General features: G+C 67.7%; 28 protein-coding genes. 12 read left to right on the plus strand and 16 right to left on the minus strand.

The annotated features are described in order from the left end of the window. Positions 1 to 26: 26 nt before the first annotated feature. The 10 genes from BLV15_RS21320 to BLV15_RS21365 all read right to left on the minus strand — a co-directional run bounded on the left by BLV15_RS21320 (position 27) and on the right by BLV15_RS21365 (position 9,375). Entirely contained in the window at positions 27 to 668 is a 642-nt protein-coding gene (locus BLV15_RS21320; protein WP_245728248.1) for a bifunctional 4-hydroxy-2-oxoglutarate aldolase/2-dehydro-3-deoxy-phosphogluconate aldolase, read from the minus strand. Between the two features lie 19 nt (positions 669 to 687). Then, the gene (gene pgl / locus BLV15_RS21325; protein WP_090231741.1) at positions 688 to 1,404 is read right to left on the minus strand and encodes a 6-phosphogluconolactonase; all 717 of its coding nucleotides are present in this window, start codon (positions 1,402 to 1,404) and stop codon (positions 688 to 690) included. Beyond that, entirely contained in the window at positions 1,391 to 2,854 is a 1,464-nt protein-coding gene (zwf, locus tag BLV15_RS21330) for a glucose-6-phosphate dehydrogenase (RefSeq protein ID WP_090231742.1), read from the minus strand. The genes pgl and zwf overlap by 14 nt, the downstream gene beginning before the upstream one ends. Before the next feature lie 162 nt (positions 2,855 to 3,016). Next, complete coding sequence (locus BLV15_RS21335) at positions 3,017 to 4,012, minus strand: glucokinase (RefSeq protein ID WP_090231743.1); 996 nt, start codon at positions 4,010 to 4,012, stop codon at positions 3,017 to 3,019. Then, entirely contained in the window at positions 4,009 to 5,835 is a 1,827-nt protein-coding gene (gene edd, locus BLV15_RS21340; RefSeq protein WP_090231744.1) for a phosphogluconate dehydratase, read from the minus strand. The genes BLV15_RS21335 and edd overlap by 4 nt, the downstream gene beginning before the upstream one ends. A gap of 165 nt (positions 5,836 to 6,000) precedes the next feature. After that, entirely contained in the window at positions 6,001 to 6,186 is a 186-nt protein-coding gene (locus tag BLV15_RS21345; RefSeq protein WP_090231745.1) for a DUF1289 domain-containing protein, read from the minus strand. 44 nt (positions 6,187 to 6,230) lie between these two features. After that, positions 6,231 to 6,995, minus strand: coding sequence for an SMC-Scp complex subunit ScpB (gene scpB / locus BLV15_RS21350; RefSeq protein ID WP_090231746.1), 765 nt, complete (start codon positions 6,993 to 6,995; stop codon positions 6,231 to 6,233). Further along, a complete protein-coding gene (locus BLV15_RS21355) occupies positions 6,992 to 7,714 on the minus strand; it encodes a segregation and condensation protein A (protein ID WP_175534416.1) in 723 nt (240 codons plus the stop codon). The genes scpB and BLV15_RS21355 overlap by 4 nt, the downstream gene beginning before the upstream one ends. 142 nt (positions 7,715 to 7,856) lie before the next feature. Then, positions 7,857 to 8,486 carry an L-threonylcarbamoyladenylate synthase gene (locus tag BLV15_RS21360; RefSeq protein ID WP_090231747.1) on the minus strand — a complete coding sequence of 210 codons (630 nt, stop codon included), beginning with the start codon at positions 8,484 to 8,486 and terminating at the stop codon, positions 7,857 to 7,859. 13 nt (positions 8,487 to 8,499) lie between these two features. Beyond that, positions 8,500 to 9,375 carry a PHP domain-containing protein gene (locus BLV15_RS21365; protein WP_090231748.1) on the minus strand — a complete coding sequence of 292 codons (876 nt, stop codon included), beginning with the start codon at positions 9,373 to 9,375 and terminating at the stop codon, positions 8,500 to 8,502. A 78-nt stretch (positions 9,376 to 9,453) separates the two neighbouring features. Between BLV15_RS21365 and BLV15_RS21370 the strand changes: the two genes are divergently transcribed. From BLV15_RS21370 to BLV15_RS21395, 6 genes are all read left to right on the plus strand, one after another. Then, complete coding sequence (locus BLV15_RS21370) at positions 9,454 to 10,044, plus strand: septation protein A (protein ID WP_090231749.1); 591 nt, start codon at positions 9,454 to 9,456, stop codon at positions 10,042 to 10,044. Between the two features lies 1 nt (position 10,045). Then, positions 10,046 to 10,345, plus strand: a complete 300-nt coding sequence (locus tag BLV15_RS21375) for a YciI family protein (RefSeq protein ID WP_090231750.1) — start codon at positions 10,046 to 10,048, stop codon at positions 10,343 to 10,345. 38 nt (positions 10,346 to 10,383) lie between these two features. Beyond that, positions 10,384 to 10,761, plus strand: coding sequence for an SH3 domain-containing protein (locus BLV15_RS21380; RefSeq protein ID WP_090231751.1), 378 nt, complete (start codon positions 10,384 to 10,386; stop codon positions 10,759 to 10,761). Positions 10,762 to 10,767: 6 nt separating this feature from the next. Next, positions 10,768 to 11,445, plus strand: a complete 678-nt coding sequence (locus tag BLV15_RS21385) for a response regulator transcription factor (protein ID WP_090231752.1) — start codon at positions 10,768 to 10,770, stop codon at positions 11,443 to 11,445. Between the two features lie 118 nt (positions 11,446 to 11,563). Continuing rightward, the gene (locus BLV15_RS21390; protein ID WP_090231753.1) at positions 11,564 to 12,025 is read left to right on the plus strand and encodes a Spy/CpxP family protein refolding chaperone; all 462 of its coding nucleotides are present in this window, start codon (positions 11,564 to 11,566) and stop codon (positions 12,023 to 12,025) included. Positions 12,026 to 12,099: 74 nt separating this feature from the next. Then, on the plus strand, positions 12,100 to 13,440 hold the full coding sequence (locus BLV15_RS21395; protein ID WP_090231754.1) for a sensor histidine kinase: 1,341 nt from the start codon (positions 12,100 to 12,102) through the stop codon (positions 13,438 to 13,440). 7 nt (positions 13,441 to 13,447) lie between these two features. On the opposite strand, the gene BLV15_RS21400 is transcribed toward BLV15_RS21395, so the two are convergent. Further along, positions 13,448 to 14,020, minus strand: coding sequence for a nitroreductase family protein (locus tag BLV15_RS21400; protein WP_090231755.1), 573 nt, complete (start codon positions 14,018 to 14,020; stop codon positions 13,448 to 13,450). Positions 14,021 to 14,210: 190 nt separating this feature from the next. On the opposite strand from BLV15_RS21400, the gene BLV15_RS21405 reads away from it, so the two are divergent. Next, a complete protein-coding gene (locus tag BLV15_RS21405) occupies positions 14,211 to 15,665 on the plus strand; it encodes a TrkH family potassium uptake protein (protein ID WP_090231756.1) in 1,455 nt (484 codons plus the stop codon). A gap of 15 nt (positions 15,666 to 15,680) precedes the next feature. On the opposite strand, the gene BLV15_RS21410 is transcribed toward BLV15_RS21405, so the two are convergent. Then, positions 15,681 to 16,694, minus strand: a complete 1,014-nt coding sequence (locus BLV15_RS21410) for an AraC family transcriptional regulator (protein WP_090231757.1) — start codon at positions 16,692 to 16,694, stop codon at positions 15,681 to 15,683. A 129-nt stretch (positions 16,695 to 16,823) separates the two neighbouring features. On the opposite strand from BLV15_RS21410, the gene BLV15_RS21415 reads away from it, so the two are divergent. The 5 genes from BLV15_RS21415 to BLV15_RS21435 all read left to right on the plus strand — a co-directional run bounded on the left by BLV15_RS21415 (position 16,824) and on the right by BLV15_RS21435 (position 20,881). Then, entirely contained in the window at positions 16,824 to 17,141 is a 318-nt protein-coding gene (locus BLV15_RS21415; RefSeq protein ID WP_090231758.1) for an Mpo1-like protein, read from the plus strand. A 219-nt stretch (positions 17,142 to 17,360) separates the two neighbouring features. Then, positions 17,361 to 18,749, plus strand: a complete 1,389-nt coding sequence (locus tag BLV15_RS21420) for an adenylate/guanylate cyclase domain-containing protein (RefSeq protein WP_090231759.1) — start codon at positions 17,361 to 17,363, stop codon at positions 18,747 to 18,749. 68 nt (positions 18,750 to 18,817) lie between these two features. Continuing rightward, entirely contained in the window at positions 18,818 to 19,585 is a 768-nt protein-coding gene (locus BLV15_RS21425) for a helix-turn-helix domain-containing protein (RefSeq protein WP_090231760.1), read from the plus strand. A gap of 85 nt (positions 19,586 to 19,670) precedes the next feature. Next, positions 19,671 to 20,006: a tRNA-binding protein gene (locus tag BLV15_RS21430; RefSeq protein WP_090231761.1), complete on the plus strand. Its 336-nt coding sequence runs from the start codon at positions 19,671 to 19,673 to the stop codon at positions 20,004 to 20,006. Continuing rightward, complete coding sequence (locus tag BLV15_RS21435; RefSeq protein WP_090231762.1) at positions 20,003 to 20,881, plus strand: DMT family transporter; 879 nt, start codon at positions 20,003 to 20,005, stop codon at positions 20,879 to 20,881. The genes BLV15_RS21430 and BLV15_RS21435 overlap by 4 nt, the downstream gene beginning before the upstream one ends. Before the next feature lie 43 nt (positions 20,882 to 20,924). Here the strand turns inward: BLV15_RS21435 and BLV15_RS21440 are convergent, their stop codons facing one another. The 4 genes from BLV15_RS21440 to BLV15_RS21455 all read right to left on the minus strand — a co-directional run. Next, positions 20,925 to 21,455, minus strand: coding sequence for a hypothetical protein (locus tag BLV15_RS21440; protein ID WP_139210768.1), 531 nt, complete (start codon positions 21,453 to 21,455; stop codon positions 20,925 to 20,927). Between the two features lie 108 nt (positions 21,456 to 21,563). Beyond that, positions 21,564 to 22,529, minus strand: a complete 966-nt coding sequence (locus BLV15_RS21445) for a 2-hydroxyacid dehydrogenase (RefSeq protein ID WP_090231763.1) — start codon at positions 22,527 to 22,529, stop codon at positions 21,564 to 21,566. 44 nt (positions 22,530 to 22,573) lie between these two features. Further along, positions 22,574 to 23,902 (minus strand): MFS transporter, encoded by a 1,329-nt coding sequence (locus BLV15_RS21450; RefSeq protein ID WP_090231764.1) that lies wholly within the window; start codon positions 23,900 to 23,902, stop codon positions 22,574 to 22,576. A 169-nt stretch (positions 23,903 to 24,071) separates the two neighbouring features. Then, on the minus strand, positions 24,072 to 24,659 hold a 588-nt coding region (locus BLV15_RS21455; RefSeq protein ID WP_483878428.1), incomplete at its 5' end, for an aldehyde dehydrogenase family protein.

Consider the following 24,659-nt stretch of genomic DNA (forward strand, 5'->3'; position numbering starts at 1 on the left):
GCGGCCGATGAAAGTAACGGTCAGGGCTAGGTCAGCGCCATCGCCTCGCGGCTCGCCTGCTCCACCGCCGCCCAGTCGCCGGACTTGATCCAGGCGCTGTCGAGCATCCAGGTGCCGCCGACGCACATCACGTTGGGCAGCGCCAGGTAGCTCTTCAGGTTGTCCGGGCTGACGCCGCCGGTCGGGCAGAAGCGCACGTTGCCGAACGGGCCGGCGAACGCCTTGAGCGCGGCCACGCCACCCGCGACCTCCGCCGGGAACAGCTTGAAGCGACGGTAGCCCAGGGCATAGCCGAGCATGATGTCGGAGGCGCAGGAGGTGCCCGGCAGCAGCGGCACGTCGAGGTCGCAACCGGCCTCCAGCAGCTCGGCGGTGCAGCCCGGGGTGACGATGAACTGCGCGCCGGCATCGATCGCCTCGGCCAGCATCGCCTTGTCGAGGATGGTCCCGGCGCCGACGCACAGCTCGGGGCGTTCGCGGCGCAACTGGCGGATCGCGGTCAGCCCGTGGACCGAGCGCAGGGTGATTTCCAGCGTGCACAGACCACCGGCGGCCAGCGCGTCGGCCATCGGCAGGATGTCCTCTTCGCGGGCGATGGTGATCACCGGGAGGATGCGCGCCTTGCGGCAGATATCGTCGATCAGCTCGATCTTCGCGGCCATGTTCATGGGCAACTCGTCCTCGGCCTCAGGGGCACCAATAGATTTCCAGGGGGGAATGCAGGAACGCGCGGATCGGCATCGCCGCGACGTTCTCTCCGGCCAGGGCCAGGCGCAGGGTTTCCAGCTTCGCCTCGCCCTGGATCGCCAGCAGCGGCAGGCGCGCCGAAGCCAGCACCGGCAGGGTCAGGGTCAGGCGTTCGTGGGGTTCGACCGGGGCCTGCATCGGCAGGCAGCGGCGATGGCCTTCCGCCTCCAGCGCGTCGCTCAGGCGCGGGCTGGCGGGGAACAGCGAGGCGGTGTGGCCATCGTCGCCCATGCCCAGCACCAGCACGTCGATCGGCTGGTGCAGCTCGGCCAGCGCGCGGTCGGCGAGCAGCGCCGCGTCCTCGAGGGTCGGCGCCGGGTGATAGAGGCCAAGGAAGCTCGCCGCGGCGGCCGGGCCCTGCAGCAGGTGCCGGCGCACCAGGCCTTCGTTGCTCGCGGCGTGTTCGACGGACACCCAGCGCTCATCGGCCAGGCCGATCTGGATACTCGCCCAGTCCAGCGGCTCACGCGACAGCCGCTCGAAGAAGGCGATCGGGCTGCGCCCGCCTGACACCACCAGGCTGGCCTTGCCATAGGTTTCCAGCGCCGAACGCAGCGCGGTGGACACCGCCTGGGCCAGCGCGTCGGCCTGGCGTTCGGCGTCGGTGCAACTGTGCGCCATCAGCCCGACCGGCAGTTCCAGTTCATAGATCGCCATACCAGGACCTCCCGTCGCGGGTTATCAGTGCAATCGAGGCTGCGGGTCCCCAGGAGCCCGCCGAGTAGCGCTTCGGCGTTTCGCCCAGGGCGTTCCAGCCCGCCATCAGCCGGTCGCACCAGAGCCAGGCCGCCTCCACTTCGTCCTTGCGCACGAACAGCGACTGATTGCCCTGCATGACTTCCAGAAGCAGGCGTTCGTACGCATCGGGAACGCGGGCGTTCTTGTAGGCATCGGAGAAATTCAGCTGCAACGGGCCGCTGCGCAGGTGCATGCCCAGCCCCGGCTCCTTGGTCATCACCTGCAGCGAGATGCCCTCGTCCGGTTGCAGGCGCAGGATCAGCCGGTTGCTGACCTGCGAGCGCTGCTCCGGGGCGAAGATGTAGAACGGCGGCTCTTTGAAGTGGATGACGATCTGCGACATCTTCTGCGCCAGGCGCTTGCCGGTTCGCAGGTAGAACGGCACGCCGGACCAGCGCCAGTTGCGGATGTCCGCGCGCAGGGCGACGAAGGTCTCGGTGTTGCTCTCGACGTTGGCGCCCTCCTCGTCCAGGTAGCCGGGCACCGTCTTGCCGTTGATGTTGCCGGCGCTGTACTGGCCGCGCACCAGATGACGGCTCAGTTCGTCGACGCTGAACGGCGCCAGGGCCTTGAGCACCTTGACCTTCTCGTCGCGGATGCTGTCGGCGGAAAGGTCCGCCGGCGGGTCCATGGCGATCAGGCAGAGCAGTTGCAGCAGGTGGTTCTGGATCATGTCGCGCAACTGGCCAGCCTGGTCGAAGTAGCCCCAGCGGCCCTCGATGCCGACCGTTTCGGCCACGGTGATCTCGACGTGGGAGATGTGGTTGTGGTCCCACTGGGTCTCGAACAGGCTGTTGGCGAAGCGCAGGGCGATGAGGTTCTGCACCGTCTCCTTGCCCAGGTAGTGATCGATCCGGTAGATGCTGGTTTCCGGGAAATACCGGGCCACCGCATCGTTGACCAGCCGCGAGGACGCCAGGTCGTGGCCGATGGGTTTCTCCAGCACCACGCGGGTGCGCTCGGCGAGGCCGTGGGTGGCGAGGTTTTCGCAGATCGCGCCGTACACCGAGGCCGGCGTGGCGAAATAGGCCACCACCGGCTGCCGGGTACTGGCCTGGGCGCCGAGCGCGGCGTAGTCGTCGGGCTTCTTGAAGTCCATCGTCAGGTAGCTCATGCGCGCCATGAAGCGGCGCATGCAGTCTTCCTCGATGCCTGACTCGCCCACGTAGCGGCGCAGCGTCTGCTCGATGAAATCCAGGTGTTCCTGTGGATCGCGCGGCTCGCGGGCCAGGGCGAAGATCACCGTGTCCTCATGCAGCAGGCCGGCGTGATCCAGGTGATAAAGCGCGGGGAAGAGCTTGCGCAGGGCGAGGTCGCCGAGCGCACCGAACAATGCGAACGTGCAGGGAGTGACATTGATTCCGGGCATGGGTCGATTCTTCAGTCAGCGAAACGGTTGGAAAATGCCACACGGCCGATGCACAGAGCGGACCGTCCGCCGGCGATTTCCACGGTTAACGGCAGGATAGGCCAGCCAGCCGCCTTTGCGCCAAGCGAGAAACCCGCCATGGGCACGGAACTCATGCCGGCCTCAGACATCGTCGGCGAGCCCGCTGATCATCGGCGACTCGCCCGCGAGGCTGCGCTGCAGGGCCAGTCCGGCGCCCAGCAGGCCCGGCTGTTCGGCGGTAACCAGCCACACCGGGATGTGCATCAGGTAGCCGCTCATCTCGCCTTTTGCCTGGAAGGCGGCGAGAAATCCGCTGGCGACGAGGAAGTCGGCGAAGCGCGGCAGCATGCCTCCGGCGAGATAGACGCCACCGCGCGCGCCGAGGGTCAGCGCCGCATTGCCGGCGACGCGCCCCAGCCAGGTGCAGAACTGCTCCAGCACGGCGATCGCCTGGGCGTCGCCCTCCAGCGCCGCCCGAGTCACCTCGGCGGCGCTGTCGAAGCGCAGGGTCTTGCCGTCCAGCGCGCAACTGGCGCGGTACAGGCTGACCAGCCCGGAGCCGCTGAGCAGGTTTTCCGCGCTGACGTGGCCGAGCTGGCGGTGCAGATAACTCCACAGGTCCGCCTCACGCTCGCTGCCGATCGGCAGGTCGACATGCCCGCCCTCGCCCGCGAGCGCATGCCAGCCGCCGCGCGTGTCCGGCAGCAGCGTGCCGACGCCCAGGCCGGTGCCGGGCCCGAGCACCAGGCGCGGACAGTCGGCCACCACCACGCCGGGGCGCACATCGAGCAATTCGTCCTTGCGCAGGCAGGTGACGCCCAGCGCCATGGCGCTGAAGTCGTTGATCAGCAGCAGGTCGCTCAGCCCGAGATCGCGGCAGAACGCGGTGCGGCTGATCACCCAATGGTTGTTGGTGAAACGGAACTCGTCGCCGCTGACGGGTCCGGCGCAGGCCAGGCAGACGCGCTCCAGCTCACCAGCGTGCGGGCCGAGGGTATCCAGGTAGCTGCGGATGGCCTGTTCGGGGCCGGCGAACGCGGCGGTGGAGAGAACCCGTACGTGCTCGAGTTGCCCGTCGCGCCACAGCGCGAGCCGGGCATTGGTGCCGCCGATATCGCCGACCAGCGACACACTCACCGGAGCGCTTCCAGTTCGGCGGTGAAGGCGCTGGCGCCCTGTTCCGCCGAGCTGAAGGCGGCGCGCATGAAGCCGAACAGCTCGCGACCGCAGCCGACCCCGGTATCCGCAGGCTGCCGAGCGCGCTCGCGGGCTTCCAGCTCGGCGGCATCGACACGCACCAGCAGCTCGCCGCGCGTTCCGTCGATCCGGATCACGTCACCGTTGCGCACGTAGGCCAGCGGCCCGCCGTCCTTCGCCTCGGGGCAGACGTGGATCGCCGCCGGCACCTTGCCCGACGCGCCGGACATGCGCCCGTCGGTGACCAGCGCCACCTTGAAGCCGCGATCCTGCAGCACGCCGAGGAACGGCGTGAGCTTGTGCAGCTCGGGCATGCCGTTCGCCTTCGGCCCCTGGAAACGCACCACGGCGACGAAATCGCGCTCCAGCTCGCCGGCCTTGAAGGCGGCGGCCAGTTCCAGTTGATCGGCGAACACCAGCGCCGGCGCCTCGATCACCTGATGTTCGGGCGCCACCGCGGAGACCTTCATCACCCCGCGCCCGAGGTTGCCCTCCATCAGGCGCAGGCCGCCTTCGGCGTCGAAGGGGCGTTCGACCGGGCGCAGGATGTTCTCGTCCAGGCTCTGCCGCGGGCCTTCGCGCCAGGACAGGCGCTCGCCGTCGAGGAAGGGTTCCTGCAGGTAGCGGCGCAGGCCGTGGCCGACCACGGTGTTGACGTCCTCGTGCAGCAGGCCGGCATCGAGCAGGCTGCGGACGATGAAATTGACCCCGCCGGCGGCGTGGAAATGGTTCACGTCGGCCTTGCCGTTGGGATAAACGTGGGCCAGCGTCGGCACCACCTCGGACAACTCGGCCATGTCCTGCCAGGTCAGCAGGATGCCGGCGGCGCGGGCGAAGGCCGGGATGTGCAGGGTGTGGTTGGTCGAACCGCCGGTGGCGTTCAGCGCGACCACCGAGTTGACGATGGACTTCTCGTCGACGATCTCGCACAGCGGCATGAACTGCCCGCCCTGGCGGGTCATCCGGGTGACCTGGCGCGCCGCCTCGCGGGTCAGCTCGTCGCGCAGCGGCGTGTACGGATTGACGAAGGACGACCCGGGCAGCTGCAGGCCCATCACCTCCATCACCACCTGGTTGGTGTTGGCGGTGCCGTAGAAGGTGCAGGTGCCGGGGCTGTGGTAGGACTTCATCTCCGATTCCAGCAACTGCTCGCGGGTCGCCTTGCCTTCGGCGAACAGCTGGCGGACCTCGGCTTTTTCCTTGTTGGAAATCCCCGACGGCATCGGCCCGCCCGGCACGAAGACGAACGGCAGGTAGCCGAAGCGCAGCGCGCCGATCATTAGCCCCGGAATGATCTTGTCGCAGATGCCCAGGCACAGCGCCGCGTCGAACATGTTGTGCGACAGCGCCACGGCGGTGGACATGGCGATCACCTCGCGGCTGGCCAGGCTCAGCTCCATCCCCGCCTCGCCCTGGGTGACGCCGTCGCACATCGCCGGCACGCCGCCTGCGAACTGGCCCACCGAGCCGATCTCGCGCAGCGCCTGCTTGATGATCGCCGGGAAGTGCTCGTAGGGCTGATGCGCCGAGAGCATGTCGTTGTAAGCGGAAACGATGGCGACGTTGGCCGCGTTCATCAGGCGCAGGCTCTGCTTGTCATCGCTGCCGCAGCCGGCCACGCCGTGGGCGAAGTTGGCGCACTGCAGCTGGCCGCGCTGCGGGCCCTGGCTGGCGGCGGCGCCCATCTGTGCCAGGTAACGCTCGCGGGTGGGACGGCTGCGCTCGATCAGCCGATCGGTTACCGCTTGGACTCGGGGATGCATGTCTGGCTCCTGGCTTATCAACGGTTCCTGCGAACTTATGCCACGCGAGGCCTCTTCGTACAGACCGGGTGTCGTGACGGGATGTTCAATGCGCCGCGACGGGCGTGGAATGGCCGCTGCAGCGGGCGAGCCCTGGCGTTAGACGCTTCGCCCGTCTGCGCGGGGTCAGCGTTTCTTCTTGCGCCGCCCCGTCGCCGCCAACGCCAGCAGGCGCATCTCGGAGAGCGCCAGCACGGCGCGCTGCTCGGGCTTGTCCAGGCGCTTCCAGGCCTTGATCTCCTCGCGCGTGCGGCCGCAACCGCGGCAGACGTCGGCGTCGAACTCGCAGACCTTGATGCAGGGATTCTTCATGCACGCGTCCTCGACGGCGACGGCCGGTTTCGCGGCGCGCGGCGTCAGTGCCGGGTATCGGGATCGGCCTCGACGTCATCGGCCTCTTCGGCGAGCGGCAGATCGTCGAAGTCAGTCTTCAGGCCCTGTTCCAGCGTGTCGAGTTCCGCCAGCAGGCTGCGGAAACTGGTTTCCTCGCGGGCCGGCGCGTCCTCGCCGAGTTCGCTGGCGTCGGCGCGCGCCTGCAGGCCGTCAGGCACCGGCGCGTCTTCCTCGTCCGCCAGAGGCGCGGGCTCCAGCTCGCGCAGCACGGCCAGTGGCGGCAGTTCGTCGAGGCTCTTCAGGTTGAAATGGTCGAGGAAGCCGCGCGTGGTGGCGAACATCGCGGGCCGGCCGGGCACGTCGCGGTGGCCGACCACCCTCACCCATTCGCGCTCCAGCAGGGTCTTGACGATCTGGCTGTTGACGGCGACGCCGCGGATGTCCTCGATCTCGCCGCGGGTGATGGGCTGGCGATAGGCGATCAGCGCCAGGGTCTCCAGCAGAGCCCGCGAATAGCGCTGCGGGCGCTCCTCCCAGAGCCGTCCGACCCAGGGTGCGAAGCGTTCGCGCACCTGCAGGCGATAGCCGCTGGCGACCTCCTTCAGCTCGAAGGCGCGGCCGCTGCAGGACTTCTCCAGCACCTTGAGCGCGGCCTTGAGCTGCGCGGGCGTGGGCCGCTCGATTTCCTCGAAGAGCTCGCCCAGGCGCTCCAGCGACAGCGGCTTGCCCGAGGCGAGCAGGTAGGCTTCGAGCAGCGAAGCGAGGTCTTTCGGATCGGAGAGGTTCACTGCAGGACCACCTGGGTGGGTTCTTCGCCGCGCAGGCGTACGTGGATGGGCGCGAAAGGCTCGTTCTGCACCAGCTCGACCAGCGATTCCTTGATCAGTTCGAGCACCGCCATGAAGGTCACCACCACGCCGAGACGGCCCTCCTCGGCGCTGAACAGCGCGACGAAGGCCACGAAACCGCCGCCCTTCAGGCGCTCCAGCACCTCGCTCATGCGCTCGCGGGTGGACAGCGCCTCACGGGTCACCTGGTGGCTCTCGAACATGTCGGCGCGGCGCAGCACCTCGGCCATGGACAGCAGCAGCTCCTCCAGCGAGACCTCGGGCAGCAGCTTGCGCGCCCTGGCCTCCGGGGCATCCAGCCGCGGCACGCTGATGTCGCGCCCCAGGCGCGGCAGGCCGTCGAGACTTTCCGCCGCGGCCTTGAAGCGCTCGTATTCCTGCAGGCGGCGGATCAGCTCGGCGCGCGGATCGTCCTCCTCGTCCTCGGCGATCGCCGAACGCGGCAGCAGCATGCGCGACTTGATCTCGGCGAGCATCGCGGCCATCACCAGATATTCCGCGGCCAGCTCCAGGCGCACGCTCTTCATGAGCTCGACGTAGCCCATGTACTGGCGGGTGATCTCGGCCACGGGAATGTCGAGGATGTCGATGTTCTGCTTGCGGATCAGGTAGAGCAGCAGGTCGAGCGGGCCCTCGAAGGCTTCGAGGAAGACCTCCAGCGCGTCCGGCGGGATGTACAGGTCCTGCGGCAGCTCGGTGACGGCCTCGCCGTAGACCAGCGCCAGGCGAAGCTGCTCGGGCTCGGGTGCGCTGGCCTCGAGCATGGGTTCGTCCTGCATGCTCATCTGCGCCGGCTACGCCTCACTGGCCGTCCATGAACGGCGCGGGGTCGCCGCAACCGACGCGGATCACCTGCGGTTCGCCCTCGGAGAGGTTGACCACGGTGGACACCGCGGTGCCGCCGTAGCCCCCGTCGATGATCAGGTCGACGTGATGCTCCAGGGCCTGGCGCATCTCGTACGGGTCCTCCATCGCCTCGCTCTGCCCGGGCAGGATCAGGCTCACGCTCATCAGCGGCTCGCCGAGTTCCTCGAGCAGCGCCTGGGCGATCGGGTGGCTGGGCACGCGCAGGCCGATGGTGCGCCGCTTGGGATGCAGCAGCATGCGCGGCACCTCGCGGGTGGCGCTGAGGATGAAGGTGTAAGGCCCCGGCGTATGCATCTTCAACAGGCGAAAGGCGCCGGTATCGACCTTGGCGAACAGGCCGAGCTGCGAGAGATCGCGGCAGACCAGGGTGAAGTTGTGCTTGTCGTCCAGCTGGCGCAGACGGCGGATGCGCTCCACCGCGTTCTTGTCGCCGATGTGGCAACCCAGCGCATAGGAGGAGTCGGTCGGATAGACGATCACCCCGCCGCCGCGGACGATCTCCACCGCCTGCTTGATCAGGCGCGGCTGCGGATTTTCCGGATGGATCTGGAAGAACTGACTCATGATGGCTCCCTGCTCATTGAGCGACGACATGGGGCGTGCTCGCTGGCGCTTGCTGGAATCGCGCCCACAAGGGCGACAGGTCGTCCGGCAACGGGCGGTACATGCCCAGTTCGGACCAGTCGCCCGGCGCGTGGAAATCGCTGCCGACACTGGCCATCAGCCCGAACTCGCGGACCAGGATCGCCAGCGAACCGACCTGTTCGGCCGGCTGCATGCCGTTGACCACTTCCAGGCCGTGCCCGCCGGCCTGGACGAAATCGATGATCAGCCGACGCCGCTTGCTGCGCGTCAGGCTGTATTGCATCGGGTGCGCCAGGCTGATCCAGGCGCCGGCCGAGCGCAGCGTCGCCACCGTCTGCTCCAGGGTCGGCCAGTGCTGCTTGACGTCGCCGAGCTTGCCGGAGCCGAGCCACTTGCGGAAGGCCTCGGCATGGTCGCGAACGTACTTGCCGCGGGTGAGGAACTCGGCGAAGTGCGGCCGCGCCGGCGCGTTGCCGCTGTCACCCAGCTCCTGCTGGATCGCCCGCGCGCCCTCGAACGCGCCGGGCATGCCCTTGGCCTCGAGGCGCCGGCCGATTTCCTCGGCGCGCAGCCAGCGCCCGGCATGCAGCTCGGCGATGGCCTGCTGCAACTGCGGCGCGTCGGCGGCGAAGGCGTAGCCCAGCACATGGATTGTCGCGCCGCCCCAGGTGCAGGACAGCTCGATGCCGTTGATCAGCCGGATGCCCAGCCCGGCCGCCGCCAGGCGCGCCTCCGGCAGCCCATCGAGGGTGTCGTGGTCGGTCAGCGCGAGCATGCCGATACCGCGCGCGTGGGCGCGCTCGACCACCACGGAGGGCGCCAGGACGCCATCCGATGCGGTGCTGTGGCAGTGCAGGTCGACCTTCATATTTAAGGCTCTGGGCGAAGTTTCGCCGTCATTGATGTTTGCTATTATGCCGCCACATCCCGCTCTCTGGCTGCGCCCGTGAAACAATTCATCGACTTCATCCCGCTGCTGCTGTTCTTCATCGTCTACAAAATGGAACCCCGCGTAGTCGAACTGGCCGGACACAGCCTCAGCGTCGGCGGCATCTTCAGCGCCACTGCGGTGCTGATCGTCGCCTCGGTGGCGGTCTACGGGACGCTCTTCGCGCTGCAGCGCAAGCTGGAAAAGGGCCAGTGGCTGACGCTGATCGCCTGCCTGGTGTTCGGCAGCCTGACCCTGGCCTTCCACAGCGAAACCTTCCTCAAGTGGAAAGCCCCGGTGGTCAACTGGCTGTTCGCCGTGGCCTTCGCCGGCAGCCACTTCATCGGTGACAAACCGCTGATCCAGCGCGTCATGGGGCATGCGATGGAGCTGCCGCAGGCGATCTGGAACCGCCTGAACGTCGCCTGGGTGGCGTTCTTCCTGTTCTGCGGCTGCGCCAACCTGTTCGTCGCCTTCACCTTCCAGAGCATCTGGGTCGACTTCAAGGTGTTCGGCAGCCTCGCCATGACGGTACTTTTCCTGATCGGCCAGGGTCTCTATCTGGCACGCCATCTGCACGACACCTCTCCTGAAAAAACCAAGGACTGACATGCTCTACGCCATCATCGCCACAGACGTCGCCGACTCCCTGGAAAAACGCCTGGCCGCCCGCCCGGAGCACATCGCCCGCCTGGAACAGCTGAAGACCGAGGGTCGCCTGGTCCTAGCCGGCCCGCACCCGGCCGTCGACAGCAACGATCCGGGCCCGGCCGGTTTCAGCGGCAGCCTGATCGTCGCCGAGTTCGACTCCCTCGAAGCCGCGCTGAGCTGGGCCGAGGCCGATCCGTACCGCGCCGCTGGCGTCTACGGCGGGGTGATCGTCAAGCCGTTCAAACGCGTCCTGCCCTGATCCGCCCCGTCGCACGCCTGCCTGGAAAAGGAAATCCGATGCGCCCACTCACCTACCTGTTCTTCGCCGCGGCGCTCGTCGCCCTTCCGGTGCACGCCCAGCAGAACGACGAAGCGGCGGCGCGGCTCGATGAGCTGGAACAACGTCTGGCGGTGAGCGAGGCACAGCGCAGTGAGCTGACCGAGCAATTGCAGCGGGCCACGCAACCCGAAGCCGGGCGCCAGCTGCAACGACTGCGCGAGGAAAACCGCCGCCTGCTGCAGGATCTGGAACAGGCCCGCAGCGCCAAGCCCCAGCCGCTGCTCAGCGAGCAGCAGCTGTGGTTCGTCATCGGTGGCGGGGTTGCCCTGATCGCGTTCTTCTTCGGCTCGCTGCTGCGCGGCAACCGCAGCGCGCGTCGGCAATGGACCAACTGAAGCGCCATGAGTGAACTGCTGCTGATCGACGACGACGAGGAACTCTGCGAGTTGCTGGTCAGTTGGCTGAGCCAGGAAGGTTTCCAGGTACGCGCCTGCCACGACGGCAACAGCGCCCGCGCGGCGCTCGCCCAGCACGCGCCCTCGGCGGTGGTGCTGGACGTCATGCTGCCCGACGGCAGTGGCCTGGAACTGCTGCGCCAGTTGCGTGGCAACCACCCGGACCTGCCGGTACTGATGCTCTCCGCCCGCGGCGAACCGCTGGACCGCATCCTCGGCCTGGAACTGGGCGCCGACGACTACCTGGCCAAGCCTTGCGACCCACGCGAACTCACCGCACGCCTGCGCGCCGTGCTGCGCCGCAGCCAGCCGGTCAGCAGCGGCAGCCACCTGCAACTGGACGACCTGAGCTTCAGTCCGGCGCGCGGCGTGGTCAGCATCGGCGACCACGAGATCAGCCTGACCGTCTCCGAAAGCCGCCTGCTCGAAGCGCTGCTGCGCCAGCCGGGTGAACCGCTGGACAAGCAGGAACTGGCGCAACTGGCCCTCGGCCGCAAGCTGACCCTCTACGACCGCAGCCTCGACATGCACGTCAGCAACCTGCGCAAGAAGATCGGCCCGCACCCCGACGGACGTCCGCGCATTCTCGCGCTGCGCAGCCGCGGCTATTACTACAGCGCCTGACGCCGCCCCTCCATACGCAGCGTTTACCAAGCCTTTACCCTGGCCTGACCGCCCTTGACCTTGCCGTCCGTAGACTGGGCACATCGGCAATCGGCCGGTTCAGACAAGGAGAAAACACATGCGCAAGACACTCATCGCTCTCACGCTCGCCGCCGCCCTGCCCGCCACCGCGGTGTTCGCCGCGCCGGAAAAAGGCGGCCCCGACGTACCGCCGCACATGCAGGGCGAACACGGTTGCGGTCCGAAGGACGGACCGCGTGGCGAACACGGGCCGTTCGGCGACCTGGACTTGACCAGGGAACAGCGCCAGCAGGTCGGCAGGCTGATGGGTGATCAGATGGAGAACCGTCGCGAACTCACCCGCAAGTACCTCGACAAGCTTCCGGCCGCCGACAAGAAGGCCATGGAAGACGAACTCGAGGCCGCCCGTGCGAAGAACGACAGCGCCATCCGCGCCCTGCTGACTCCGGAGCAGCAGAAGCGCTTCGACGAGAAGCAGAAAGAGATGGAAGAACGCCGCGCCGAACACGCCGAGTTCGAAGCCTGGAAAGCCGAGAAGGCGGCGAAGGCCAAGAACTGAGCAAAACCGCGTAGCACGCGCCCGTCAGGCTGGACCTGGCGGGCTTTTTTGCCATTGATGATCAAGGAATTGCCGTGCGTTCACTGTTCTGGCGCATCCTCGCCAGCTTCTGGCTGGCCATTGCCCTGGTGGCAGGCCTTTCCCTGTTGCTGGGCCATGCACTGAACCAGGACTCCTGGATTCTCAACCGGCATCCGGGGGTCAAGGATCTCGCCGAACGCTGGACGCAGGTCTACGAAACGGACGGGGAAGAAGCCGCGCAGAGCTTTCTGGAGCGCCATCGCCAGCGCTATCACATCGATGTGCAGGTGCTCGGCGACAACGGCCTGGCCGTCATCAAGGGCACCTTCCCGCCGCGGGCCGCGGCCTTCGAGGCCCGCCAGCACGGCGCCGGCGACCCGCGCGGCGATGATCGCGGCTTGCCCTGGCGGCGTCTGACCACCGACTACACCAGCCCGACCAGCGACGAAACCTACCTGTTCATCTATCGCATCCCGCGCCCGGAACTGGACGCCTGGCACCGCGACAGCCTGCTCTGGCCGCTCAGCGCGCTGGGCATCGCGCTGGTGGTGCTGACCCTGTTCAGCCTGCTGCTGACCCTCTCTATCACCCGTCCGCTGACGCGCCTGCGCGGCGCCGTGCACGACCTCGGGCAGACCGCCTACCAGCAGAACAGCCTTGCGCAACTGGCCGCGCGGCGCGACGAGCTCGGCGTGCTGGCCAGCGACTTCAACCGCATGGGTTCGCGCCTGCAGGGCATGATCGGCAGCCAGCGGCAGTTGCTGCGCGACGTCTCCCACGAGCTGCGCTCGCCGCTGGCGCGCCTGCGCATCGCCCTGGCGCTGGCCGAACGGGCGACGCCGGAGGAGCGCGAGGCGCTATGGCCGCGGCTGGCCAAGGACTGCGACCGCCTCGAAGCGCTGATCGCCGAGATCCTCGCGCTGGCGCGGCTGGATGCCGATCCGGGCCCGGTGCAGCAAGTCGACCTCGCCGCCCTCCTCGAGGGCATCCGCGAGAACGCCAGCGTCGGCAACCCCGAGCAGCGCATCGAGATCGACATCGAGCCGGGCATCGCCCTGTTCGGCTGGCCGGACATGATCGACCGCGCGCTGGACAACCTGCTGCGCAACGCGCTGCGCTTCAACCCGGCCGATCAGCCGATCGAGATTCGCGCGGCGCGCCAGGGCGAGACGCTGCTGATCAGCGTGCGCGATCACGGTCCCGGCGTGGAGGCACAACATCTGAACCAGTTGGGCGAGCCATTCTTCCGCGCGCCGGGCCAGGCGGCGGCAGGACATGGCCTCGGCCTCGCCATCGCGCGGCGCGCCGCCGAGCGCCACGGCGGCACCCTGCAGTTGGCCAACCATCCGCAGGGTGGCTTCGTCGCCAGCCTGGAGTTGCCGCTCAAGGGTTGAGCGGGGACTAGCCCCGCCAGGCGGTCACGAAGTCCGCGGGATCGAGCGCTGGCGGTGTGCGCAGCTCTCCGCTGGGCGTGCCCATATAGAGGAAACCGACGATTTCCTCGTTTTCCGCCAGGCCCAGGCCGGCCTCGACGCGGGCATCGTAGGACAGCTCGCCGCTGCGCCAGACCGCGCCGACGCCCTGCGCGTGGGCGGCCAGCAGCATGCCGTGCGCCGCACAGCCGGCCGCTAGCCTCTGCTCCTGCGCCGGGACCTTCGGATGCGCCTGCACGCAGGCGATCACCACCACCAGCAGCGGCGCGCGCAACGGCATCGCGCGGGCCTTGGCCAGCGCCTTTTCCAGCACCGCCGGCTCGGCGTCTGCCTGTTTCTCGGCGACCGCGCGGGCGAACAGTTCGCCAAGCGCCTCGCGCGCTTCGCCTTCCACGCTGAGGAAACGCCACGGGCGCAGCTGGCCGTGATCCGGCGCGCGCAGGGCCGCACGGAAAATCGCCTCGCGCTGCGCCGCGTCCGGCGCGGGTTCTTCCAGCCGGGTCACCGAAACACGCTTGAGCAGAGCGTCCAGAGCCTCCATCGGGCCACCTCCTGAATACTGAAATGAGCGGCCATTCTAGAGGGCAGCGGCCGGCCGCGGGGAAATGCCTCGCCAGGGCGCGCCCCGAACCGCCCCACAATCGCCCCGCCGGCGCCTCCTGACGGCGGTTTACAGCGCCGGGGGCGCGGGTAGAATGGCGCCCCTTGCCTCCCAGATCCGAGTTGTTTCCATGGCCCTGCCGACCTTGCGCATGATCGGTTTCATTCTCGGCATCTTTCTCATCACCCTGGCGATCGGCATGGTCGTACCGATGCTCACGCTGCTGGTCTACGACCGTAGCGATGACCTGCATTCGTTCCTCTGGGCCAGCCTGATCACCTTCGCCACCGGCCTGATGCTGGTGTTGCCGGGGCGTCCGGACAACGTCCAGCTGCGCCCGCGCGACATGTATTTCCTGACCACCTGCAGTTGGCTGACGGTGTGCTGCTTCGCCGCCCTGCCGCTGTTCTTCATCCAGCACATCAGCTACACCGACGCCTTCTTCGAGAGCATGTCCGGCGTCACCGCCACCGGCTCCACGGTGCTCAGCGGGCTGGACAGCATGTCGCCGGGCATCCTGATCTGGCGTTCGCTGCTGCACTGGCTGGGCGGCATCGGCTTCATCGGCATGGCGGTGGCGATCCTGCCGCTGCTGCGCGTCGGCGGCATGCGGCTGTTCCAGACCGAGTCCTCGGACTGGTCGGAGAAGGTCATGCCGCGCTCGCACATGGTCGCCAAGTACATCCTGGTGATCTACCTGGGCTTCACCCTGGTCGGCAGCCTGGCGTTCTGGCTGGCCGGAATGAGCCTGTTCGATGCGGTGAACCACGCCATGTCGGCGATCTCCACCGGCGGTTTCTCGACCTCCGACCTGTCCCTGGCGAAATGGCAGCAACCGGCCGTGCACTGGGTGGCGGTGGTGCTGATGATCCTTGGCAGCCTGCCCTTCACGCTCTACGTGTCGACCCTGCGCGGCAACCGCCGGGCATTGTGGAAAGACCATCAGGTGCGCGGGCTGATCGGCCTGCTGGTGTTCACCTGGATCGGCTTCAGCCTCTGGTACCAGATGCGCTCCGGGCTGGGCTGGATGGACACCTTCCGCATCGTCGCGCTGAACGTCACCTCGGTGGTCACCACCACCGGCTTCGCCCTCGGCGACTACACGCTGTGGGGCAGCTTCTCGATCATGCTGTTCTTCTACCTCGGCTTCATCGGCGGCTGCTCCGGCTCCACCGCCGGCGGGCTGAAGATCTTCCGCTTCCAGGTCGCCTGGGTGCTGCTGCGCGCCAACCTGCAGCAACTGGTGCACCCGCGCGCGGTGATCCGCCAGCAGTACAACGGGCACAACCTGGACGACGAGATCGTCCGCTCGATCATCACCTTCTCGTTCTTCTTCACCATCACCATCGCGGTGATCGCCCTCGGCCTGACCCTCACCGGGCTGGACTGGATCACCGCGCTCACCGGCGCCGCCAGCACCGTCTGCGGCGTGGGGCCGGGAATGGGCCACATCATCGGCCCGGCCGGCAACTTCTCCAGCCTGCCGGACGCGGCGAAATGGATGCTCTCCTTCGGCATGCTGCTCGGCCGCCTGGAGATCATCACCGTGCTGGTGCTGCTGACCCCGGCGTTCTGGCGGCACTGACCGCGCCCGGCCCGATCAACGGCTGTCCAGCGCGGCGCGGTACTCGCCCGGCGTGCTGCCGAACCAGCGGCGGAAGGCGCGGAAGAAGTTGCTCGGGTCGGCGAAGCCCAGCAGGTAGGCGATTTCCAGCAGGGTCAGATTGGGTTGCGCCAGGTACTGCTCAGCGAGTTCTCGACGGGTGTCGTCGAGCAGTTGCTGGAAGCTGGTGCGTTCGTCCTGCAGGCGCCGCTGCAGGGTGCGCTCGGACAGGTGCAGCGCCTGCGCCACCGTATCGCGACGCGGCTCGCCCTGCGGCAGCAGGCGGCAGAGCACCTGGCGGGCCTGGTGGGCGACCCGGCTGCCGGAGAAACGTGCCAGGTACTCGCCGGCGAAGCGGTCGTGCAACTGCGCCAGCGACTCGTTGGCCGACGGCAGCGGCGCTTCGAGATCGGCGAGTTCGAACAGCAGCCCGTAGTGTTCGGCGTCGAACTGCAGCGGCGCCTGGAACACCTGGCGGTAAGGCTCCGGATCGGCCGGCGGCGGGCCCTGCAGCCACACCTGCAGGGGTTTGAGCGGCGTTCCGCTGATCCAGCGGCAGAAGGCCAGGGTGCACGCCAGGGAGGCTTCGGCGCTCTGCCGGGCGGGCGGCAGACGGTCGCCATGGATCGCCAGCGTCAGCGCGCCGCCCTCGGGCAGCATGCGCAGGTTCAGGTCGGCGCCCTCGGCGATGATTCGCTGGTAACGCACCAGACGGGTCAGGCCCTCCCGCAGGGTGCGGCTGGACATCAGCGCGTAACCAACCACGTGCAGCGACGCGGGCCGCACCACGCGGGCCATGTTCAGGCCGATCGCCGGGTTGCCGGACAGCTCCACGGCGCGGTGCCAGAGCCGGGTCATGCCGTCCTGCGGGAAGCGCGCCTCGGCATCGCCCAGCGCGGCGTAGTCCATGCCCAGCTCGAGGAACAGCGCGCGACAGTCGACGCCGCCCATTTCCAGGCCCTGGACGATGCTCTGCGCCCAGCTCGATGAAGTTGTCCGTGGTTCGCTCATGGCGTCTTCTTGTTGTCGGATCAGGGCCTGCGGCGCCGTGTCGCAAGGATACTAGACTGGCCCCCATTGTCACTGGCCTGCGCGGCCGTCCGATCTAGACTTTGGGAACACAATGACAGGAGGTGCGAGATGAGTACGCAAACCGCCGAACGCTTCAGCCGCTTCGCCGATTTCTACCCCTATTACCTGGCGGAACACAGCAATCCGGTGTGCCGTCGGCTGCATTACGCCGGCAGCCTGCTGGTGCTCGGCATCCTGGCCTACGCACTGGCCAGCCAGCAGTGGATCTGGCTGCTGGCCCTGCCGGTGGCGGGCTACGGGTTCGCCTGGGTAGGCCATTTCATCTTCGAGAAGAACCGCCCGGCGACCTTCCAGTATCCGCTCTACAGCTTCATGGGCGACTGGGTGATGCTCAGGGACGCCTTCACCGGACGCATTCCCTTCTAACGGTTTCCTGACGTTTTCCGCCGCAACGACGGCGGAACGTCGACGAGCCGTACATCCCGCCCGCTTTCTGCCTGAATCCCGCGTCATCCGGCGGCCGTGATTGGCTGCCGGACGGTGCTTCGCTATGATCCCGCCGTCGGGGCGCTGGTCGGCCTCATGGACTGAACAGACGTACGTGGCCACGGTGCCCATCGCCTCACCAGGGATCGTTCCAATCAGATGAAGTCTTTCCCCGCGACCCCGCTAGACGGGCTGCCGACGCCGCCGATCCGCGAATACTACCTGCGCGTGCTGGCGTACATCGCCACCGCCGCGGCCATTGCGGCGGGCACCTACGTCAACCACTTCGGCCACCACATCCTCTGGCTGGTGCCCTACGCCCTGCTCTACCCGCACCTGGCCTACCAGATCGGACGGCGCTTCAAGACGAATCACGCGCGGAGCGTCGACCTCGCCCTGCTCGCCATCGATGCCCTGCACGCGGGCGCGGCGGTCGCGCTGATGAGCTTCTCGGTGGTGCCGAGCCTGATGAACCTGCTGATGATCGGCTTCAGCGCGCTGGTGGTCGGCGGCCTGCTCTACCTGGGCCTCGGCCTGCTGATGGCGCTCGGCGGCGTGCTGCTCTGCAGCGCCCTGGTCGGCCCGCGGCTGGCCTTCGCCACGCCGCCGCTGGTGGCCCTGGTGAGCATCCTCTTCAGCTCGCTTTTCATCTGCATCAGCGCCTACTTCGCCCACCAGCAGGGCCTGCGCCTGGCCCAGGTGCGCAACGAGATCCGCCGCGAGCAGGAAAAAGCCGCGCGCCTGGCCCACGGGCTGGCCAAGTACCTGTCCCCGCAGGTCTGGGAGTCGATCTTCAAGGGCAAGAAGAGCGTGCGCCTGGAAACCCAGCGCAAGCGCCTCTCGGTGTTCTTCTCCGATATCAAGGGCTTCACCGAGCTCTCCGAGGAGCTGGAAGCCGAGTCGCTGACCGACCTGCTCAACACCTACCTCAACGAGATGTCGAAGATCGCCCTGAAACACGGCGGCACCATCGACAAGTTCGTCGGCGACAGCGTGATGGTGTTCTTCGGCGACCCGGCGACCCAGGGCGCGAAAAAGGATGCGCTGGCCGCCGTGTCGATGGCCATCGCCATGCGCAAGCACATGAAGGTGCTGCGCCAGCAGTGGCGCGCCCAGGGCATCACCAAGCCGCTGGAAATCCGCATGGGCCTGAACACCGGCTACTGCACGGTGGGCAACTTCGGCGCCGACACACGCATGGACTACACCATCATCGGCCGCGAGGTGAACCTCGCCAGCCGCCTGGAAAGCGCCAGCGAAGCCGGCGAGATCCTGATTTCCCACGAGACCTATTCCCTGGTGAAGGACGTGATCATGTGCCGCGACAAGGGCCAGATCAGCGTGAAGGGTTTCAGCCGTCCCGTGCAGATCTACCAGGTGGTGGACTTCCGCCGCGACCTCGGCGCCAGCTCCAGCTACGTCGAGCACGAATTGCCCGGCTTCTCCATGTACCTCGACACCAACGGCATCCAGAACTTCGACAAGGATCGTGTGGTGGAGGCGCTGCAACAGGCGGCCGAGAAGCTCAAGGACAAGGTGATTCTCTAACCCGCCTTTCCTTTTCCATCTCGACGGCCGTTCTGGGTAGACTGCGGCGATCCGCCGAGGAAACCGCGATGCCGTCGATCCTGACCCTGCGCCACTACAGCCACGAACTGGTCGCCCACAGCCATGCCCACGCACAGCTGGTGTTCGGCCTGTCCGGGCGCCTGGATTTCGAGGTTGCCGGGCGCGGCAGCCAGGTGATCCAGCAGACCCTCGCAGTGGTACCCGAGGACGAACACCACGCCTGCGGCAGCCCGTACGGCAGCCGTTGCCTGGTGCTCGACGTGCCGCCCCGCGACTGGCTGCGCAGCCGGCTGGGCACGCATGCCGACACCTGCGAGCGGATTCTCGAACGCCCCGGCGCGCTGCAACTGAATGCGCCACAGAGCCAACTGGTCGGCTGGCTGGCGGCGAGTCCGATCAACGATGCGGTGATCGCCGAACAGGGCGCTGCGCTGCTGCTCGCCAGCCTCGCCAGCGCCGCTCCCGCCGACGCACGCGCCCAGCGCCTGCCGCTGGACGCCCTGCGCGCCTACGTCGAGCGTAACGCCGCGCGGCCACTGCAGGTCGCCGACCTGGCGCGCCTGGCGGGGCTTTCCGCGGCGCGTTTCCACCTGCGTTTTCTCGAAGAGACCGGGCAGACGCCGATGGATTTCGTTCGCCAGCGTCGCCTGAGCCTGGGCCGCGAGTTGCTGTTGAACAGCGCCCGCGCCATCGGCGAGATCGCCACCTGCGTCGGCTATGCCTCGCAAAGCGCCTTCACCGCCGCCATGGTGCGCGAGTTCGGCCGGTCGCCGCGGGCGCTGCGCCGCGAGCTGCGCGACAAAACCGGCGAGTAGCGCGACAGACGGCCGCGCCAGCCGCCCCGTAGAATCGAGTCTCCCCGGCCAATCGAGCCGGCCCCGAACGCCCCCGAGGATCAGCATGTCCAGCATCACCTGGGAGGATTTCCAACGCGTGGAACTGCGCGTCGGCACCCTGCTTTCCGCCCGTCTCAACGAAAAAGCCAACAAACCCGCCTACGTACTGGAGGTCGACCTCGGCGAGCTGGGCGTGAAGACCTCCAGCGCACAGATCACCGCGCATTACGCCGCCGCAGACCTGCCCGGCCGCCAGGTGCTCTGCGTGTGCAACTTCGAGCCGAAACGGATCGCCGGCGTGCGCTCCGAGGTGCTGGTCACCGGCGTCTACGATGCCGACGGCAAGGTAGTCCTGGCCGGTTTCGACAAGCCCCTGGCCAACGGCGCACGCCTCGCATGACGCCGCGTCGCGCCCTCATCGGCCTGCATATCGGTGCCCTGGCCTTCGGTCTCAGCGGCATCTTCGGCAAGCTGGCGCTGGCCGCCCCGCTGGCCATCGTCGTCGGCCGCTCGCTGTTCGCCGTGGCCGCGCTGATTCCGTTCAGCCGTCTGCGTGCCGGCGAATCACCGATCGACCGGCGCCGCCTGGCGATGCTCGCCGGCAGCGGGCTGCTGCTCGGCGGGCACTGGCTGACGTTCTTCTACGCCGTGAAGATTTCCGGCGTGGCCATCGCCACCCTGGGGTTCGCCAGCTTCCCGGCCTTCACCGTGCTGCTCGAAGGGTTGCTGTTTCGCGAGCGCATTCAGCGCCGCGAATGGACCCTGGTTGGCCTGGTCAGCCTCGGCCTGGTGCTGGTCACGCCGCACTTCGATCTCGCCAGCGGCTCCACCAGCGGGCTGCTCTGGGCCGTTTCCTCGGGCCTGCTGTTCGCCCTGTTGACGCTGGCCAACCGCGCCACCGTCCGCGGCCTCAACCCGATGCAGGCGGCGCTCTGCCAGAACGCCGCGATCCTGCTCTGCCTGCTGCCGTTCGCCTGGCGCGACCTGCTCGAGGTACGCGCGCTGGACTGGCTGTGGCTGTTCATGCTCGGGGCGTTCTGTACCGGGGTCGCGCACAGCCTGTTCGTCTCCGCGCTGCACGTGCTGAATGCGCGCTCGGCGGCGCTGGTGTTCGCCCTCGAGCCGGTCTACGGCATCGCGTTCGCCTGGTGGCTGTTCAGCGAGCAGCCGACCTTGCGCATGCTGCTGGGCGGAGCGCTGATCATCGCCGCCATCGTGCTTTCCAGCCGGGCAAAGAACGATCCGCCCGCCGTGAAGGCCGTGGAAACCCTCTAGAAGACCCCACGCCAGACCCGCGGAACGCGGGCCTGGCGCCGCCTCAGTTGATGCTGTAGCCGCGACCGGCCAGGCAGGCGCCCAGCGCTCGCCGGTAGATGTCCGCCACGCCCGGCGGTGGCGCGGATTGCGCGGAGGCTGGATCGAAACCGCTCTGCGATACCGCCCAGCCGTGGCACTCGTAGCGATCGCGGGCCTGCTGGTCGGCGCTCTGGCCCTGCGCCGGGTAGGCGATGACCTCGTAGTTGCCCACCGGCACTGCCTGGACCACCGGTGGCGGGTTGACCACCACATACTGCTCGCGCGGGGCATCCCACAGGTAGTAGGCACCGGCGGCGAGGAAGTACAGCGTGCTGCCGATCCAGATTTCCCGTGCCGCGCCAGGCAGGCCGTGACCGTGACGCGGCCCTGGCGGGTAATAGCGTTCGCCGCCTGGCCCACCTGGGCCGCCCGGACCTCCGGGACCTCCGGGACCGCCGTGCCCCGGTGGGCCGGGTGGGCCGGCGAACACCGGCACGGCGAGCACCAACGACAGCAGGCCGACAAGACCGGCACGCATCAGAGTGGAAGACATCTGGCACCTCCTGAACGAACGCAAGCGCACCTTGCGCCGGCGAATTATCTCGCAGGCGCAGGTACGCTGCTGTCAGTGCCAGGTAAGGCCTGGGTAAATCCGCGCCGGTCAGAGCTCGACCGGGTAGGCCGGCTCGCGGCCGTCGAGCACGGCGATCAGGTTGTCCGCCGCGGTGCGCGCCATCAGCTCGCGCGCCTCGTGAGTCGCCGAGCCGATGTGCGGAAGTGCCACCAGGTTGGGCAGTGCCAACAGCGGCGAGTCGCCCGGCAGCGGCTCCTTCTGGAACACGTCGAGGCCGGCGCCACGGAATTTTCCGGCCTTGAGCGCGGCGACCAGCGCGGTTTCATCCACCACCGGGCCACGGGCGATATTGATGAAGATCGCCTCCTTGCGCAGCAGGCCGAACTCGCGCTCGCCGATCAGGTGATGGGTTTCCGCGGAGAGCGGCACGCAGACGCAGACGAAATCGGCCTCGCCGAGCAGCGCGTCCATCGGCAGCCGCCGCGCGCCGAACTCCTCCTCGTACTGCGGCTTGTCGCTGTGGCCGCTGTAGAGGATCGACATGCCGAAGCCGAAATGCGCGCGCCGCGCCACGGCGGCGCCGATGCGCCCCAATCCGATGATGCCGAGGCGCTTGCCGTGCACGTCGACGCCGAAATGCGCTTCGCCGATGCTCGCCTTCCACTCGCCCTCCCGGACCAGCGTGGCCAGCTCGACAGCACGTCGCGCGGTCATCATCAGCAGCATGAAGCCGGTGTCGGCGGTGGTTTCGGTCACCGCGTCCGGGGTATTGGTCAGGCGGATGCCGCGCTGTTTCAGGTAGGCCACGTCGTAATTGTCGTAACCGGCGGAAATGGTCGAGATCACCTGCAGCTTCGGCGCGTGTTGCAGCACCGACTCGTCGAGCTTGCTGCCGGCGCCGATCAGCCCGTCGGCGTCGGCCAGGGCGGCGACGAACGCCTCCCGGTCGGCGCCCAGCGGGTCGAGGAAGACGCTCAGCTCGTAACGCTCGCGCAGGTCGGCCATCACCTCGGCGGATGAGGCGCGGCTGAATACCAGTACTTTCTTCTTCACGGAATTTCCTCGTTCGACGGCGGCGCGAACGCCGCCGGATTCAGTCAGCTGTCGGCCGGTACTTCCTTGGCATAGAAGCGCGAAGGCACCGCCCAGATGATCAGCGCGGTGGCCAACAGGCAGGCGCCCGCCAGCATGAACAACGCCAGCGACGAGCTGCCCGACAGATCCCGGACCTTACCAACCATGAACGGACCGACGATACCCCCGAGTTGCCCCAGCGAGTTGATCAGGGCGATGCCGGCCGCAGCGGCGAGACCGCTGAGATAGCGCGGCGGAATGGTCCAGAAGATCGGCATCCAGGCGATGATGCCGGTCATGATCAGGCACATGCCCAGCATCAGCAGGGCGATCTGTCCGTAGAACAGCGCGCAGACCAGGTAGCCGCAGGCGGTCATCGCCGCGCAGAACGCCATGTGCCAGCGGCGCTCGCCGCGCATGTCGGAACTGCGCCCGATGAGCAGGTTGCCGACCACCGCGACGATGTAGGGGATCATGGTCAGCAGGCCGATGCGCATGGTGTCGTCGACCCCGGCATTGCGGATCAGCTGCGGCATCCAGAACAGCAGCCCGGTCAGCGCCATCACCAGGCACAGGTAGATGCCCGACAGCGCCAGAGTCGCCGGCTCCTTGAGGATCGAACGCAGCGACTGCGAGCCTTCGGGCTGCACGTCACGGGCCATGCAGCCGGCCAGGAAGTCCTTCTCCTCGCGACTCAGCCAGCGCGCATCCTCGATGCGGTCGGCCACCAGCCAGAGCACCACCAGGCCCAGCAGCACCGACGGCAGGCCTTCAAGAAGGAACAGCCACTTCCAGCCGGCCATGCCGCCGACACCGTCGAAGTGGCCGAGGATGAACCCCGCCAGCGGTCCGCCGATGATGCCGCACAGGCAGATCGAGCTCTTGAAGTAGGAGTTGATCCGCGCACGGCGGTTGCCGGGATACCACTGGGTGAAGAAATACAGCACCCCGGGCACGAAGCCGGCCTCCATCACGCCGATCAGGAAGCGCAGCACGTAGAACCAAGTCTCGTTGCTGACGAACATCATCGCCGCCGAGGCCAGGCCCCAGGAGATCATGATCCGGGCGATCCAGACGCGGGCGCCGATGCGGTGCAAGAGCATGTTGCTCGGCACCTCGAAGAGGAAATAGCCGACGAAGAACAGGCTCGCGCCCAGACCGTAGACGGTGTCGCTGAAGCCGAGGTCGCTCTGCATCTGCAACTTGGCGAAGCTGATGTTGACCCGGTCCAGGTAGGCGAATAGGAAACAGAGGATGAACAGCGGAACGATCCGCCAGTTCACCTTGCGGTAGATGCGGTTTTCCAGGGATTCCTGGGCAGCCGCGTCCGCGGCCAGCGTGCTGGTATTCATGTTTGACCCTCGTTGTTGTTCTTGTAATGGCCTACGGCGGGGCTGTCGGAGGCTATTGGTTCACTGTCGCAGGGCTGAAGATCAGCCGTAGGGTGGGCTTCAGCCCACCGATAAGTCGGTGCATTGAGGGTGGAGCGCCGCCCGCCCCACCCTCGCGTCGATTGACGGCCTACAGCGTCTCGCGGCTCGGCGTGCCGTCCACCAGCCGCTGGATGCCCAGCGGGTTGGCGTTGCGCAGCGCTTCGGGAAGGAAGGCGTCCGGATAGTTCTGGTAGCACACCGGGCGCAGGAAGCGGTCGATGGCCAGGGTGCCCACCGACGTGCCACGGGCATCGGAGGTGGCCGGGTACGGGCCGCCATGCACCATCGAATCGCAGACTTCCACGCCGGTCGGGTAGCCGTTGAGCAGCAGGCGCCCGGCCTTCTGTTCCAGCAGTGCGAGCAGGTCGCCGTAGGCGTCCAGGTCCGCCGGTTCGGCGATAAGGGTGGCGGTGAGTTGGCCGTGCAGGCCATGCAGAGCCTGGATCAGCTCGGCCTTGTCGGCCACTTCGACGACGATGGTGGTGGGGCCGAAGACCTCTTCCTGGAGCAGTTCGTCGCCGTCGAGCAGCAGGCTGACGTCGGCCTTGAACAGTTGTGGCCGGGCCTGGTTGCCTTCCTGTTTCGCGCCGGCCAGGTGGGTGATGCCCGGATGCTGGTGCAGGTTGTCCAGGCCGTGGCAGTAGCTCTTCAGGCCGCCCGGGTTGAGCATGGTCTG

It is taken from the genome of Pseudomonas kuykendallii (assembly GCF_900106975.1).
Lineage (GTDB): Bacteria > Pseudomonadota > Gammaproteobacteria > Pseudomonadales > Pseudomonadaceae > Pseudomonas_O > Pseudomonas_O kuykendallii.

Coding starts and splice junctions, on each gene's coding strand:
- BLV15_RS21375 (WP_090231750.1), top strand. CDS start 10,046: ATGCTCTACGCCATCATCGCCACAGACGTCGCCGACTCCCTGGAAAAA.
- BLV15_RS21425 (WP_090231760.1), top strand. CDS start 18,818: ATGCCGTCGATCCTGACCCTGCGCCACTACAGCCACGAACTGGTCGCC.
- BLV15_RS21360 (WP_090231747.1), bottom strand. CDS start 8,486: ATGAGTCAGTTCTTCCAGATCCATCCGGAAAATCCGCAGCCGCGCCTG.
- BLV15_RS21440 (WP_139210768.1), bottom strand. CDS start 21,455: ATGTCTTCCACTCTGATGCGTGCCGGTCTTGTCGGCCTGCTGTCGTTG.
- BLV15_RS21410 (WP_090231757.1), bottom strand. CDS start 16,694: ATGAGCGAACCACGGACAACTTCATCGAGCTGGGCGCAGAGCATCGTC.
- edd (WP_090231744.1), bottom strand. CDS start 5,835: ATGCATCCCCGAGTCCAAGCGGTAACCGATCGGCTGATCGAGCGCAGC.
- BLV15_RS21380 (WP_090231751.1), top strand. CDS start 10,384: ATGCGCCCACTCACCTACCTGTTCTTCGCCGCGGCGCTCGTCGCCCTT.
- pgl (WP_090231741.1), bottom strand. CDS start 1,404: ATGGCGATCTATGAACTGGAACTGCCGGTCGGGCTGATGGCGCACAGT.
- BLV15_RS21345 (WP_090231745.1), bottom strand. CDS start 6,186: ATGAAGAATCCCTGCATCAAGGTCTGCGAGTTCGACGCCGACGTCTGC.
- BLV15_RS21400 (WP_090231755.1), bottom strand. CDS start 14,020: ATGGAGGCTCTGGACGCTCTGCTCAAGCGTGTTTCGGTGACCCGGCTG.
- BLV15_RS21320 (WP_245728248.1), bottom strand. CDS start 668: ATGAACATGGCCGCGAAGATCGAGCTGATCGACGATATCTGCCGCAAG.
- zwf (WP_090231742.1), bottom strand. CDS start 2,854: ATGCCCGGAATCAATGTCACTCCCTGCACGTTCGCATTGTTCGGTGCG.
- BLV15_RS21420 (WP_090231759.1), top strand. CDS start 17,361: ATGAAGTCTTTCCCCGCGACCCCGCTAGACGGGCTGCCGACGCCGCCG.
- BLV15_RS21390 (WP_090231753.1), top strand. CDS start 11,564: ATGCGCAAGACACTCATCGCTCTCACGCTCGCCGCCGCCCTGCCCGCC.
- BLV15_RS21450 (WP_090231764.1), bottom strand. CDS start 23,902: ATGAATACCAGCACGCTGGCCGCGGACGCGGCTGCCCAGGAATCCCTG.
- BLV15_RS21365 (WP_090231748.1), bottom strand. CDS start 9,375: ATGAAGGTCGACCTGCACTGCCACAGCACCGCATCGGATGGCGTCCTG.
- BLV15_RS21435 (WP_090231762.1), top strand. CDS start 20,003: ATGACGCCGCGTCGCGCCCTCATCGGCCTGCATATCGGTGCCCTGGCC.
- BLV15_RS21385 (WP_090231752.1), top strand. CDS start 10,768: ATGAGTGAACTGCTGCTGATCGACGACGACGAGGAACTCTGCGAGTTG.
- BLV15_RS21415 (WP_090231758.1), top strand. CDS start 16,824: ATGAGTACGCAAACCGCCGAACGCTTCAGCCGCTTCGCCGATTTCTAC.
- BLV15_RS21405 (WP_090231756.1), top strand. CDS start 14,211: ATGGCCCTGCCGACCTTGCGCATGATCGGTTTCATTCTCGGCATCTTT.
- BLV15_RS21430 (WP_090231761.1), top strand. CDS start 19,671: ATGTCCAGCATCACCTGGGAGGATTTCCAACGCGTGGAACTGCGCGTC.